The 13,122-nt window shown below is 61.2% G+C and carries 11 protein-coding genes; 5 read left to right on the forward strand and 6 right to left on the reverse strand.

Annotated elements, in window-relative coordinates:
* Positions 1-100: 100 nt before the first annotated feature.
* Genes hemL through ACX3YD_RS02865 form a run of 3 tightly spaced genes read right to left on the reverse strand, consistent with a single transcriptional unit; the run spans position 101 to position 2,839 of the window.
* Positions 101-1,384: a glutamate-1-semialdehyde 2,1-aminomutase gene (gene hemL / locus ACX3YD_RS02855; protein WP_047533682.1), complete on the reverse strand. Its 1,284-nt coding sequence runs from the start codon at positions 1,382-1,384 to the stop codon at positions 101-103.
* Between the two features lie 15 nt (positions 1,385-1,399).
* Positions 1,400-2,023 (reverse strand): thiamine phosphate synthase, encoded by a 624-nt coding sequence (thiE, locus tag ACX3YD_RS02860; RefSeq protein ID WP_103403451.1) that lies wholly within the window; start codon positions 2,021-2,023, stop codon positions 1,400-1,402.
* An 18-nt stretch (positions 2,024-2,041) separates the two neighbouring features.
* The gene (locus ACX3YD_RS02865) at positions 2,042-2,839 is read right to left on the reverse strand and encodes a hydroxymethylpyrimidine/phosphomethylpyrimidine kinase (protein WP_034148145.1); all 798 of its coding nucleotides are present in this window, start codon (positions 2,837-2,839) and stop codon (positions 2,042-2,044) included.
* 407 nt (positions 2,840-3,246) lie between these two features.
* Between ACX3YD_RS02865 and ACX3YD_RS02870 the strand changes: the two genes are divergently transcribed.
* The 4 genes from ACX3YD_RS02870 to ACX3YD_RS02885 all read left to right on the forward strand — a co-directional run bounded on the left by ACX3YD_RS02870 (position 3,247) and on the right by ACX3YD_RS02885 (position 9,773).
* Positions 3,247-5,607 carry a 7TM diverse intracellular signaling domain-containing protein gene (locus tag ACX3YD_RS02870; RefSeq protein WP_458959225.1) on the forward strand — a complete coding sequence of 787 codons (2,361 nt, stop codon included), beginning with the start codon at positions 3,247-3,249 and terminating at the stop codon, positions 5,605-5,607.
* 98 nt (positions 5,608-5,705) lie between these two features.
* Positions 5,706-7,355 (forward strand): acyl-CoA dehydrogenase family protein, encoded by a 1,650-nt coding sequence (locus tag ACX3YD_RS02875; protein WP_458959226.1) that lies wholly within the window; start codon positions 5,706-5,708, stop codon positions 7,353-7,355.
* Between the two features lie 176 nt (positions 7,356-7,531).
* The gene (amn, locus tag ACX3YD_RS02880) at positions 7,532-9,031 is read left to right on the forward strand and encodes an AMP nucleosidase (protein ID WP_178083106.1); all 1,500 of its coding nucleotides are present in this window, start codon (positions 7,532-7,534) and stop codon (positions 9,029-9,031) included.
* A 106-nt stretch (positions 9,032-9,137) separates the two neighbouring features.
* Positions 9,138-9,773, forward strand: coding sequence for a pseudouridine synthase (locus ACX3YD_RS02885; RefSeq protein WP_103403454.1), 636 nt, complete (start codon positions 9,138-9,140; stop codon positions 9,771-9,773).
* Here ACX3YD_RS02885 and ACX3YD_RS02890 read toward each other — a convergent pair.
* Both ACX3YD_RS02890 and ACX3YD_RS02895 read right to left on the reverse strand, forming a co-directional pair.
* Positions 9,768-9,977 (reverse strand): DUF2788 domain-containing protein, encoded by a 210-nt coding sequence (locus ACX3YD_RS02890; RefSeq protein WP_007937369.1) that lies wholly within the window; start codon positions 9,975-9,977, stop codon positions 9,768-9,770. The genes ACX3YD_RS02885 and ACX3YD_RS02890 overlap by 6 nt on opposite strands.
* 198 nt (positions 9,978-10,175) lie before the next feature.
* Positions 10,176-10,655 (reverse strand): Lrp/AsnC family transcriptional regulator, encoded by a 480-nt coding sequence (locus tag ACX3YD_RS02895; protein ID WP_007937367.1) that lies wholly within the window; start codon positions 10,653-10,655, stop codon positions 10,176-10,178.
* Between the two features lie 467 nt (positions 10,656-11,122).
* Between ACX3YD_RS02895 and ACX3YD_RS02900 the strand changes: the two genes are divergently transcribed.
* Complete coding sequence (locus ACX3YD_RS02900; RefSeq protein WP_458959227.1) at positions 11,123-12,148, forward strand: DUF6515 family protein; 1,026 nt, start codon at positions 11,123-11,125, stop codon at positions 12,146-12,148.
* Positions 12,149-12,228: 80 nt separating this feature from the next.
* On the opposite strand, the gene ACX3YD_RS02905 is transcribed toward ACX3YD_RS02900, so the two are convergent.
* Positions 12,229-13,122 (reverse strand): cation diffusion facilitator family transporter, encoded by an 894-nt coding sequence (locus tag ACX3YD_RS02905; RefSeq protein ID WP_458959228.1) that lies wholly within the window; start codon positions 13,120-13,122, stop codon positions 12,229-12,231.

Raw genomic sequence — 13,122 nt, forward strand, 5'->3', positions numbered from 1 at the left:
TCGCCCACTTTGCTGGGGATTGTTGGCAGATGAGTCGGAAAAAAAGCGGGAATGCAGGTGAAAGCCGACGCTGGCGACGGCCAGCGTCGGCTCGATCACGTTACTTCAGTGCAGCGAACGCGCGCTCAGCGGCATCCAGGGTCAGTTTCAGCTCGGTTTCGCCGTGGGCGATCGAGGTGAAGCCGGCTTCGAACGCGCTTGGCGCCAGGTACACACCACCTTCGAGCATCAGGTGGAAGAAGCGACCGAACAGCGCCGCATCGCTGGCCATCACGTCATCGAAGGTCACGATGTCGTCGGCGCCGCTGAAGTACAGGCCGAACATGCCGCCGGCCTGAGTGGTCACGAACGGGATGCCTGCCGCATCGGCACGTTGTTGCAAGCCATCGAGCAGGCGCGTGGTGTAGTCGGTCAGCTCCGCGTGGAAACCCGGACGGCTGATCAGGCGCAGGGTGGTCAGGCCGGCAGCCATCGCCAGCGGGTTACCCGACAACGTACCAGCCTGGTAGACCGGGCCCAGCGGGGCGATGCGCGACATGATTTCGCGCTTGCCACCGAAGCAGCCGACCGGCATGCCGCCGCCGATGATCTTGCCGAACGTGGTCAGGTCCGGCGTTACGCCGTAGTGAGCCTGGGCGCCGCCCAGGGCGACACGGAAGCCGGTCATCACTTCGTCGAAAATCAGGACCACGCCGTGCTTGTCGCACAGGGTCCGCAGGCCTTCGAGGAAACCTGGCGCCGGTGGTACGCAGTTCATGTTGCCAGCCACCGGTTCAACGATGATGCAGGCCACGTCCTGCCCGACTTCGGCGAGCATCGCTTCAACCGCGTCGATGTCGTTGAATGGCAGGGTCAGGGTGTGTTTGGCGAACGCCGCCGGCACGCCGGCCGAACTCGGTACGCCCTGGGTCAGGGCCCCGGAACCGGCCTTGACCAGCAGGCTGTCGGAGTGACCGTGGTAGCAGCCTTCAAACTTGATGATGCTGTCGCGGCCAGTGAAACCGCGGGCCAGACGAATGGCACTCATGGTCGCTTCGGTGCCGGAGCTGACCATGCGCACCATGTCCATCGATGGCACCAGCGAGCAGACCAGGTCGGCCATCTGGGTTTCCATCTCGGTCGGCGCGCCGTAGGACAGGCCGTGCTCCAGTTGTTTGCGCACCGCGTCCAGCACGTCCGGGTGGCTGTGGCCGAGAATCATCGGGCCCCAGGAACCGACGTAATCCACATAACGCTTGTTGTCTTCGTCGGTGACGTAGGCGCCTTCAGCGTGTTTGAAGAACAACGGCGTGCCGCCAACGCTCTTGAACGCGCGCACTGGCGAGTTCACGCCACCGGGAATGTGTTTCTGGGCATTGGCAAACAGGGTTTCGGAACGAGACATGTGCGGACTCTCAAATCAGATTTTTAGTAATTCATTGAATGCGCGGGCGCGGCGGGTCACTTCGGTCGTGCTCTCGGCGCCAAACAAACCATGCACCACGGCCAGCAGATCGACGCCATGGGCCACCAGCGGGGCGGCGTTGTCCAGGGTGATGCCGCCGATCGCACAGATCGGCAGGTGCAATTGCTGGCGCGCCTGGTCCAGCAGATCGAGGCTGCAGGTCGGGGCGCCGGGCTTGGTGTTGGAATTGAAGAAGCGTCCGAACGCGACATAACTGGCGCCTTCCTTGACAGCTTGCTCGGCCAGGTCGAGCCGTGCATGGCAGGTCGAACCGATGATGGCTTTGGAGCCGAGCAGGGCGCGGGTCGGCGACAACGGGCCGTCGGTTTGGCCCAGGTGTACGCCTACGTTCAGGCGTGCGGCCAGTTCGGCGTCGTCATTGATGATCAACTGCGTCTTGTAGCGCTCGCACAAATTGCGCAGGGCTTGCGCCTCGCGCAGTCGACGGGCCTCATCGCTGCTCTTGTCGCGGTACTGCAGCAGGGTGACGCCGCCTTCCAGCGCCGCCTCCACGTACGAGAGAAATTTACCGGCCAGCAATTGGCTGTCGGTAATGGCGTACAGGCCACGTAGTTTCATCGGACAGGCCTCATGGCGTTACGAACAGAAGTCCAGTGGCAGGCGGCGTGGCACGAATTGCCCTTTGCCCAGTTGCTCCGCGTCACGCAGGGTGCGCCACGTGTAGTTAAGTGCAGTCTGTACGGCGCTGGCGAGGTTTTCACCCTGGGCCAGACGGCCGGCGAGTGCGCTGGCCAGGGTGCAGCCGGAACCGTGATAACTGCCCGGCAGGCGCTGACAGGTAAAAGTGTCGCGATGGCCGTCGCGGCTGTAGAGGCGATTGTGGATTTCGGTTTCGTCGCCATGGCCGCCGGTGATCAGCAGGTGTTTGACGAACGGCAGGAGTTTTTCAGCGCACTCGTCCGCGGTGCCTTCGGGCAGTTCGGCGAGGATGCGGGCTTCGGGAAGGTTAGGGGTGGCGATGATCGAGAGCGGCAGCAAGCGTTCGCGCATGGCGTAGCCGACTTCATCCTTGCCCAGGCGTCCGCCGCCGCCAGCGCGCAGCACCGGGTCGCAGACCACTGGCAGGTGCGGGTGCGCCGAGAGCAGTTCGACCACGGTGTCGACCATTTCCAGCGAACCGAGCATGCCCAGTTTGACGGCCGCGACCTCGGAATCGTTGAGCACGGCATTGGCCTGGGCCAACACCCACTCACGGTCGAGGACACGGAAGTCAGTGACATTGACCGTGTCTTGCACGGTCAGGGCAGTGACGGCCGGAGCCGCATGGCAACCCTGAGCGAGCAGGGCTTCGATATCTGCCTGCAAGCCGGCGCCACCACTTGGGTCGTGGCCGGAGAGACAGAGGACAACGGGGCGAGAGCTGTAGATATTCATGGTGCGCGAGCTTACCACCAAACATCTTTTTTCGGATGCAGCGACATGCTTGTGGCGAGGGGGAGCTTGCTCCCGCTCGAGTGCGAAGCAGTCGTCAAGTCCAATGGCTCGGCGCAACTGACAAAACGTTGGGGCCGCTTCGCAGCCTGGCGGGAGCAAGCACCCTCGCCACAGGTGTTCGCTCAGGTATTTTTACAAGCTGATCAATCAAACAGCTCTAGCTCAATAATCTCCGCTGAAAAGCCCGATCTAGAGCCTTTGCAGGAAAAATTTCAGTAGTGCTCAATGGCCATCAACGGCTATGCTAGAGTGGATCCAAATCAATAACAGGTAATACCGGTTTTACGTCTGCTCAAAAGGAATGGGGGGCTTCCTGACAGAACCGGATAGGCCACGCTGGGGCACCAATGCGCTATTTGCTAATGTTGATGTTGTGTTTGCCCATTTTGGCGAACGCCGTCGAATTCGATGAGTTCACTCAAAGCCTCCCCCTGGGCCGATCCCTGCAGGTGTTTGAAGACGCAAGTGGTCAGGCGACCGTTGCGGACGTGCGCGCACAAGCGGCGGCCGGTAACTTCAAACCCCATGACAAAGCCACCCTCAATGCCGGCTACTCGCGTTCGGTGTTCTGGCTGAAAATCGACTTGCAGTACCGCCCGACCGACCCGACGGCGCAACGGACCTGGCTGCTGGAGCTGGCGTATCCACCCCTCGATCACCTTGACCTCTACTTGCCTGATGCAGCCGGCAACTATCAATTGGTTCGCCAGACGGGCGATGCCTTGCCGTTCGCCAGCCGCGAGATCCGTCAGAACAACTACCTGTTCAGTCTGAACTTCACCCCCGGCCAGACCCAAACCCTGTACCTGCGCTTGCAAAGTGAGGGCTCGATCCAGGCGCCGGTGACATTGTGGTCAAGCACCGCCTACCTCGAAGAGCAGCCGGTCCGACTCTATGTGTTGGGCCTGATCTATGGCGTGTTGCTGGGCATGCTGGTCTACAACTTGTTCATCTACCTCAGTGTGCGCGACACCAGTTACCTCTATTACATCGTCTACATTGCCTCGTTCGGCCTGTACCAGCTCTCTGTGAATGGTGCGGCCGTGCAGTATTTCTGGCCGGACAACCCCTGGTGGGCCAACGCTGCGACGCCATTTTTCATTGGTTGCGCCGGACTGTTTGGCAGCCAGTTCGCTCGCAGCTTCTTGCAGACGGCCACCCACAGTCGCTGGCTCGATCGCCTGTTGCTGGCATTGGTGGCGTTCAGCGCGCTGGTGGTTGGATTGTCCTTGATGACCAGTTACGCCCTGGCCCTGCGCCTGGCCACGGCGCTGGCGCTGACCTTTACCGTGGTGATCTTTTCTGCGGGGATTTTCGCCTGGCTACGTGGTCTGCGAGTGGCGCGGTATTTCATCATTGCCTGGTCGGCTTTTTTGCTGGGCGGCATCATCAACACGCTGATGGTGCTGGGTTATCTGCCGAACGTGTTCCTGACCATGTACTCCAGCCAGATCGGTTCGGCCATCGAAGTGGCACTGCTGTCCCTGGCCCTGGCCGACCGCATCAATGCGATGCGCGAACAGCAGGCGCAAACGTTGTTCGACGCCGGGCAAAAACTTGAAGTGCTCAACCAGCAACTGGCCCACAGTAACAAGCTCAAGGACGAATTCCTGGCCACCCTGACCCATGAACTGCGCACGCCCATGAACGGGGTGATCGGCTCACTGGAGCTGATGCAGACCGTCGAGATGGACCCCGAGCTGGAGCAATACCAGCAAACAGCCGCGGGATCGGCGCGGGAGATGATGCGTATGGTCAACGGCATCCTGACCCTGACCGAGTTGCAGGCCGGCAAGCTCAAGGCTTACCCGACGACATTCAGTTTGCGCGGTGTGGTCGAGGCGTTGCGTGTGCAATTCGACGGCAGTGCGTCGAGCAAATCGCTGGACTTCAAGGTCGACGTGGCACCCGGCGTGCCGGACCGATTGCATGGCGATAGCACCAAGTTGGCGCAATGCCTGGAATGCCTGCTGGATAACGCGATCAAATTCACCAAGGTGGGAGGGTTGGCGTTGCGGGTGACGGGTAAAACCGTCGAGCCTGACCGACTCGCGCTGTCCTTCGCGGTGATCGACACCGGCATCGGCTTTACCGATCTGGGGGAGGCGACCATGTATCAACGCTTCTTCCAGCTCGATGGTTCGATGACCCGTGAATACGGTGGCTTGGGCGTGGGTCTGGCCATCTGCCGGCAGTTGGTGGAGTTGCTTGGCGGACGCCTGACCCATCGCTCCGAGCCTGGGCGTGGGAGTCGCTTCCAGCTCGATGTCGAGTTCGAAGTGCCAGCGTCGGAACGTTCGACGGTGCCCTCTATGGCCCGGGATTTCCCGCGCCTGCGCCTGCCGCAGGATTGCTCGGTGTTGTTGGCGGACGAAAACAGCATCAATCAGTTGGTGATGCGCGGCATGTTGCTCAAGCTCGGGTTCCGGGTCCGCACGGCTGACAGCGGCCAAACCGCACTCGAATTGTTGCAGTGTGAAACCTTCGACGCCGTGCTGCTCGATTGTCAGTTGCCGGCCGTGGAGGGTGTGTCGTTGTGCTGCCAGATTCGCGCCTTGCCGGGCTGCGCCGAGGTGCCGATATTCATCATCGCACTGGGCGTTGAACGGGAGCGCTGCCCGACCGGCGCGTTGATCGACTACCTGAACAAACCGGTGAAATTCGAAGATTTGCAGGCTGCGCTCTATCGACGGGTGCTTTGCGCGTAACAGGGCGAAAGCGCCGGCAGTTAGGCAAATATGACACTTTGATCAGCCCAAGGGCGGTGCTTAACTGAGGTCCCTTGGCTGACCAAAGGAGCCCCGTCATGAACCTGCATCAGTTTGCCGAAACCCACGAAGTCACCAACCAGCCACCGTCTCTGGACGGCATCAACCTGTATCGCATCGACCTGCCGTTGCAGGAGTGGTCGCGGCGCTTCGGGGCCGGTTGGGCCGAATCGCGGATCGATGCGTACGGTGCGCTGGCGGGCGGGCCGCTGATGGAAGCGGGATTCCTGGCCAATCAGAACAAACCGGTGTTCAACAGTCACGACCGCTTTGGCCATCGTATCGACCTGGTGGAGTTTCACCCGGCCTATCACCAACTGATGCGCACGGCGATCGAGCATGGCCTGACCTCCTTGCCCTGGGCACACCCCCAGGACGGTGCCCATGTTGCCCGCGCGTCCATGACCTATTTGCACAGCCAGGCCGAAGCCGGCAGTGGCTGCCCGCTGACCATGACGTTCGCCAGCGTGCCGGCACTGCGTCTGCAGCCGGATCTGGCCAGACAATGGCTGCCGAAAATTCTTGCCACCGAATACGACCCGCGCAACGTCGGCATGGTCCATAAGGCCGGGGTCACCATTGGCATGGCCATGACCGAGAAACAGGGTGGCACCGACGTTCGTGCCAACACCACCAAGGCTTATCCGGTCGGTGCCAGCGGTCCTGGCCAGGCTTACGAACTGGTGGGGCACAAGTGGTTCTGTTCGGCGCCGATGTGCGATGCCTTTCTGACGCTTGCGCAGACGGACAAGGGCTTGACCTGTTTCCTGCTGCCGCGCCATCGCCCGGATGACACGCGCAATCAGTTCTACATCCAGCGCCTGAAAAACAAGCTCGGCAACGGCTCCAACGCCTCCAGCGAAGTGGAGTTTCGTGGTGCGCTGGCGTGGATGGTCGGCGAAGAGGGGCGCGGTGTTCCCACCATCATCGAAATGGTGGCCATGACCCGCTTCGATTGCATGGTCGGTTCCAGTTCGCTGATGCGCCAGGCCCTGACCCAGGCCAGCCATCACTGTGCGCACCGCTCGGTCGGCGGCAAATTGCTCAGCGAACAGCCATTGATGCAAAACGTGCTGGCGGACCTGGCACTGGAAAGCGAAGCGGCGCTGGCCTTGAGCTTGCGCATGGGCCGGGCGCTGGATCATCTGGAGAGTGAGCAGGAAGCGAAATTCGCCCGACTGGTGACAGCAGTGGGCAAGTACTGGATCTGCAAGCGCGCGCCAGCCATGATCAATGAAGCCGCTGAATGCATGGGGGGGGCCGGATATGTCGAAGACAGCATCCTGCCGCGGCTGTACCGCGAGGCGCCGGTCAACTCGACATGGGAAGGCTCCGGCAACGTGCAATGCCTCGATGTGCTGCGGGCGCTGTCCAAAGAGCCTGGCGTGCTGGACGTATTGTTCAACGAGCTGGGCGACGGCCATGGCGACAAGCGCCTGGCCGCGCACATCAATCGGTTGCAGACAGCCTTCAAGGACACCAGTGACATTCAGTACCGTGCCCGGCAATTGACCGAAGACATTGCCCTGGGTCTGCAAGCCAAACTGCTGCTGGAGGCAGGCAATGCGGCGGTCAGCGATGCCTTCATCGCCAGTCGTCTCGGTTCCGCCGGACGTGTATATGGCGCGTTGCCACGGGGGCTGGAGGTGGAAGCCATTGTCGCGCGGTCGACCCCGCAGGGCTTTTGATCACCATCAACCTACTGTGGGAGCGAGCCTGCTCGCGATAGCGAACTTCCATTCAACCAAAATGTTGGATGTGATGACCTGATCGCGAGCAGGCTCGCTCCCACAGGATTTTCGGTGTGTGCAATATTTTTTGTATCAGCATGCCACTGTTCCCGTGAAGCGACGATGCAGGCAAGATGAAGGCCTGCAAGTCAGAACACAGGATGCTGATCGTGACCGAAGCTTTTATTGTCGTTCAAACCGCCGAGCAAGCCGTTGACCGGCTTGCGCTCTTGCACAATCGTGCAACCACCGCTCTGAGTCAGGCGCTCAAGCGCTACCTCAAGGATCGTGTCGAACCGGACGCCGAGCAGCGGGCAATGTTTCGATATCCCGAACTGCGTCTGACCTACCTTTGCCAGGGCGAAGTCCCGCAGACCACCCGCGCCTACGCCAAGGTCCAGTTGCCAGGCACCTACAGCGTCACCGTCACCCACCCTTCGGCGTTCCGTAAGTACCTGCTGGAACAGCTTGTGCCCTTGATGCACGACTTCACCGTGACCGTAGAGGTCGGTGTCAGTCAGCAAAACATCCCGTATCCGTATGTCGTCGAACAGGGCGATGAGCTGGCCGGCTCTGGCGTCACCGCTGCCGTGCTGGCTCGGGTGTTCCCCAGCACCGACCTGTCGGCGGCGACCGACGGCATTGCCGATGGCTTGTACGACTGGGAAAACACCGATCCGCTGCCACTGGCGCTGTTCGATGCCGCGCGGGTGGATTTCTCCCTGCGCCGACTGGTGCACTACACCGGCAGCGACTGGCGTCATGTACAGCCGTGGATTCTGCTGACCAACTACCACCGTTACGTCGACCAGTTCATCGTCCATGGCCTTGAACAATTGCGCAAAGACCCGCGTTTCGTGCGCATGGTGCTGCCGGGCAACGTGATCATCGAAAAGAGCATGGACCACGGCGAAGCCTCGGCTATTGCCGCCGGCGTGGTCTGGCACCGCTACCAGATGCCGGCCTATCACCTGATCGCCAGCGACGGTCACGGGGTGACCCTGGTGAACATCGGCGTCGGCCCGTCCAACGCCAAGAACATCACCGATCACCTGGCGGTGCTGCGTCCGCACTGCTGGCTGATGATCGGCCACTGCGGCGGCTTGCGTCAGTCGCAGACCATTGGCGACTACGTGCTGGCGCACGCCTACATGCGCCGTGACGGGATTCTCGACCGGGTGGTGCCGCCGAACATTCCGATCCCGGCCCTGGCCGAAGTGCAGATGGCCTTGCAGCAAGCGGCGGCCAACATCACCGGCGAGCAAGGCGACCAATTGAAGAAACGCCTGCGCACCGGCACCGTATTGACCTACGACGACCGTAACTGGGAGCTGCGCTGGGCCCAGGAGCGTCCGCTGATCAACCTGTCTCGCGCCGTCGCGGTGGACATGGAAAGCGGCACCATCGCCGCCCAGGGCTATCGCCTGCGTGTGCCTTACGGCACGTTGCTCTGCGTGTCGGACAAGCCGCTGCACAGTGAAATCAAGCTGCCGGGCTCGGCCAACGCCTTCTATGAACGCGCGGTCAGCCAGCATTTGAAGATCGGCATCGAGGCGGTGGACTTGCTGCGCACCGAACTCAACTCGCTGCACTCGCGCAAACTGCGCAGCTTCGACGAACCGCCGTTCCGCTAACGGTTTGTCATGGTCATTTAGCGGTCGGGGCAAGGGCGTGGCAGTGGTAATTATTGATGGCGCGCCCTAGCATTGTCAGCCCTGACCGTTAGATGTCTCTTTTGCCATGTCCCGTCCTCAACGTCCCGTTTCTCGCCGTCCTGGCGCGAAGCCATCCCCTTCGGCCCCGCGCCGTGTCGCCAAGGCGCCACCGGCCGAGCCCAAACTGATCCTGTTCAACAAACCCTTCGATGTGCTGACGCAATTCAGCGATGGCGAAGGTCGGGCGACGCTCAAGGACTTTATCGATATTCCGGGGATTTACCCCGCCGGACGGCTGGACCGTGACAGCGAAGGCTTGCTGCTGCTGACCAACGACGGCCAGCTACAGGCGCGGATCGCCGACCCGAAACACAAACTGGCCAAGACCTATTGGGTGCAAGTGGAAGGTGAGCCGAGCGCCGAGCAGTTGCAGCGTTTGCGCGATGGCGTGGAGTTGAACGACGGCATGACCTTGCCTGCCGAGGCGCGGCAACTCGACGAACCCGAGTTGTGGCCGCGCAATCCGCCGGTGCGCTTTCGCAAGAGTGTGCCGACCCGTTGGCTGGAGCTGGTGATTCGCGAGGGGCGAAACCGTCAGGTGCGCCGCATGACGGCGGCGGTCGGGCTGCCAACCTTGCGCCTGGTGCGGGTCAGAATCGGCGACTGGAGCCTCGAAGGGCTCGATCAGGGCCAGTGGAAGGAAGTGCCGGCGCGCTTATAAGGTGCCGGACTCGATCAATCCGATCACCACGCTCTTGATGACGAACGCCGCCACGCCAAGGCCCAGCACGAAGAACAGAATGAACGAGCCGAAACGCCCGGCCTTGGACTTCTTCGCCAGATCCCAGACGATGAAACCCATGAAAATGATCAGGATGGAGACCAGGCCGGTCATCATCCACTCTTCGAAAACTGCAGGATCCATTGAACATCTCCAGCGCGGGCGAGGCTAAAAGGGCGCGGGGAGTATACGCCTCGCTGGGGGAGGGCAGTATTGACCTGCGGCGGTGTGTCGCAGTCATTCGTCGGCTGTTGCGGCCCCATCGCGAGCAAGCTCGCTCCTACAGTTGATCCTGGTGCGCTGAAGATCCCCTGTAGGAACTGGCTGCCAGCGAAGGCGCCCTTAGCTACGAAGATGAGTCAGCGGCAACTCTGTGCTGTTCAAAACCTGATTCAACACAAAACTGGAGCGCACGCTGGTCACGCCTTCAATTCGCGTCAGGTGCCCCAGCAGCAGTTTTTGATAGTGGTCCATGTCCGGCACCACGACCTTGAGCTGATAATCGGCATCCATCCCGGTCACCAGGCTGCATTCCAGGACTTGCGGCAAGGTACGGATAGCCGCTTCGAAGTTCTCGAAGCGCTCTGGCGTATGGCGGTCCATGCCGATCAGCACATACGCCGTCAGGCTCAGGCCGAGCATCTTGCGGTCGAGCAAGGCGACCTGGCGGGAAATGTAGCCGTCGTCCTCCAGTTGCTTGACCCGCCGTGAGCAGGGCGACGGTGACAGGCCGATGCGTTCGGCCAGCTCCTGATTGGAGATGCGTGCATCACGCTGCAATTCAGCCAAAATGCTCAGGTCGTATCGGTCGAGTTTGCTCATCAATCAGGCCTTTGTCATAACTATTGCGACAGATTATCTATCCAGGGTTAAAAATTGCGCAAGTAGTGTTTATTTGAGCAATCTTCGCAATCCTCTGCTGGCTCTCCGAGCCTATTCTTATCACCAGAATCACTGCTCGGACAAACAGTCCAGTGCGGCTCGCCCAATCAGGCCAGCTGCGGTCGCCACCCCCACAGGGGATGTGCCGGCCCCCGAGCTACACACTGTCCAGAAGACGGCGTGAGGTGAGCCGACGTCAAAAGCGTCGAGCACGGACGAAGTTCTCAAGGGGAGGCCGACAGGTCTCCCCTTTTTCTATGCCTGGAATATAGTGCTGCCCCTCAATAAATAAGTTTCGCGACTGATAACCTGTGGCAGAACCAGCCTGTGCATTTCCAGTCTTACGTACAAGCGCTGTTCGCTCCTACGCAATCCGTACCCCAGCAGTCCCCACAGTGAGGAAAAGCATGAAGTCGCGCATCTGGCGTTTGGCCGGAGTTGGTTTACTGTGTGTCAGTGTCACTGCGCAATCGTTGGCCGATGAGCCGCAGAACCGTGGGCCCGAGGGTGGTCGACAGGGGGAGGGCGGTCATCAGGGAAATAATCAGGGCCATGGCAACAATCAACCGCGCCCGCAAAACAATGACGTCATTCGTGGCGACAACAGTCGCCAGTTCGAGCACAACGGCCAGAACCGGAACGATGGCCAATGGCAAAACCGTCAACAGCCCGATTTCAACAATCCGGTTCGTTCCCCTCCGCCGCCACCGCAATTGCCGGCCAATGACTTGCCGATCCAGCCAAGGCCCGACGCGGTGCGTCAGACCCAGCCGCCGCAGCGCGGGTATTACCAGGACGTGCCGCGGCGCAACGACAACAACCAGCACTGGGGCGGCTATACCGGTGCGCCGTCGAGTAATAATCAGTGGCAGGGCCGTCCGAACGGGCACGGCAATGGTTGGGGCCCTGGGCCGCAGTATCGTCCGGGTCATGTGATCGATCGCTTCCCGGACCGCGAGTACCGCGTGCCTTACCGTGGCATGGATTATTTCTACTCCGGCGGTTACTGGTATCGCCCGCTGGGCCCGCGTTATGTGGTGGTTGAACCACCGCGCGGGATTCGCGTCAGTTACTTGCCGGATTACGCCGAACAGGTGTTGATCGGCGGCGCGGTGCTATTTCTGGCGGCGGGCGCGTACTACGCCTATCAGGAGAGTACCCAGGATTACGTCGTGGTCGAACCACCCGTTGGCAGCCTTCAACCGCAGCCGCCGCAACCCGCCAATAACAGTTATGACGTGGTGGCCTATCCGGCCAACGGCCAGTCCCAGGAGCAAGTCAATCGGGATGGCTACGAGTGTTATCAATACGCGGTACAGCAGAGTGGCTTCGATCCGCGAACCGCGACCTACCAGCCAGACCCTTCGGTGGTGCAAGCCTATCGCCAGGCTCAGGGCAATTGCCTGAGCAGTCGGGGGTATCAGGTTCAGTAGCAGCTTGAAGCTCCAAGCTTCAAGCTTCAAGCTTCAAGCTTCAAGCCGCAAGCTGTGAGCATTAGCCTCAAACTTGCAGCTTAAAGCTTGGAGCTTGCCGCTATTTTCATCGGGTCGGCGTGCACCAGCACCTCGGCTCGCGGGTAGGCGGCGTGAATTGCATCGGCGGCTTGATCGCTGATGCCGTGGGCAACGGATAGCGTCAGATCCCCCGGTAATTCCAGGTGGAGTTGCACGAACCACTGGTTGCCGGAGACCCGCGTGCGCAGGTCATGGGCGCCCAGCACGCCCGGAACGCTGCACGCCAGTTCGAGCATGTGCTGGCTGACATCCGGCGGCAGCTCTTCATCCATCAGCACCGTGAAACTTTCCCGGGCGATCTGCACCGCGCTCCAGAGGATGTACGCAGCGATACCCAGACCGAACCAGGCGTCGACCTGATGCCAGCCAAACCCGGCCAGTACCAGCGCCACCAGGATGCTGCCGTTGAGCAGCATGTCCGAGCGGTAATGCAAGGAGTCGGCGCGCACCGCGTTGGACCCCGTGGCCTTGACCACACGATGCTGCAACATCAGCAGCGCCAGGGTCAGGACCAGCGAGAACACAATCACCCCGATGCTGATCCATGGCGCGCCCACCGGCTCCGGATGCTTGATCCGCTCGAACGCCTGCATCGCAATCAGCACCGCACTGCCGCCGATGAACAGCGCCTGCGCCATGCCGGCCAGCGACTCGGCCTTGCCATGCCCGTAGCGATGATCGTCGTCGGCGGGGCGCAGGGCGTAGTGCACAGCCAGCAAGTTGAGCATCGAAGTGATGCCGTCGAGTGCCGAGTCGGTCAACCCGGCGAGCATGCTCACCGATCCACTCAGCCACCAGGCGATGGCCTTGGCGACGACCAGCGTGCAAGCCACCGCCACCGAGGCACGAGTCGCCAGCCGCAGCAGGCGGGCGTGTTCGGAGCTGGAGATCAT

It is taken from the genome of Pseudomonas fluorescens group sp. PF-1, assembly GCF_054481335.1.

Excerpts from the sequence above, each read along its gene's own strand:
- hemL (WP_047533682.1), bottom strand. The coding sequence starts at position 1,384 with ATGTCTCGTTCCGAAACCCTGTTTGCCAATGCCCAGAAACACATTCCC.
- thiE (WP_103403451.1), bottom strand. The coding sequence starts at position 2,023 with ATGAAACTACGTGGCCTGTACGCCATTACCGACAGCCAATTGCTGGCC.
- ACX3YD_RS02865 (WP_034148145.1), bottom strand. The coding sequence starts at position 2,839 with ATGAATATCTACAGCTCTCGCCCCGTTGTCCTCTGTCTCTCCGGCCAC.
- ACX3YD_RS02870 (WP_458959225.1), top strand. The coding sequence starts at position 3,247 with ATGCGCTATTTGCTAATGTTGATGTTGTGTTTGCCCATTTTGGCGAAC.
- ACX3YD_RS02875 (WP_458959226.1), top strand. The coding sequence starts at position 5,706 with ATGAACCTGCATCAGTTTGCCGAAACCCACGAAGTCACCAACCAGCCA.
- amn (WP_178083106.1), top strand. The coding sequence starts at position 7,532 with ATGAAGGCCTGCAAGTCAGAACACAGGATGCTGATCGTGACCGAAGCT.
- ACX3YD_RS02885 (WP_103403454.1), top strand. The coding sequence starts at position 9,138 with ATGTCCCGTCCTCAACGTCCCGTTTCTCGCCGTCCTGGCGCGAAGCCA.
- ACX3YD_RS02890 (WP_007937369.1), bottom strand. The coding sequence starts at position 9,977 with ATGGATCCTGCAGTTTTCGAAGAGTGGATGATGACCGGCCTGGTCTCC.
- ACX3YD_RS02895 (WP_007937367.1), bottom strand. The coding sequence starts at position 10,655 with ATGAGCAAACTCGACCGATACGACCTGAGCATTTTGGCTGAATTGCAG.
- ACX3YD_RS02900 (WP_458959227.1), top strand. The coding sequence starts at position 11,123 with ATGAAGTCGCGCATCTGGCGTTTGGCCGGAGTTGGTTTACTGTGTGTC.
- ACX3YD_RS02905 (WP_458959228.1), bottom strand. The coding sequence starts at position 13,122 with ATGATCTCCAGCTCCGAACACGCCCGCCTGCTGCGGCTGGCGACTCGT.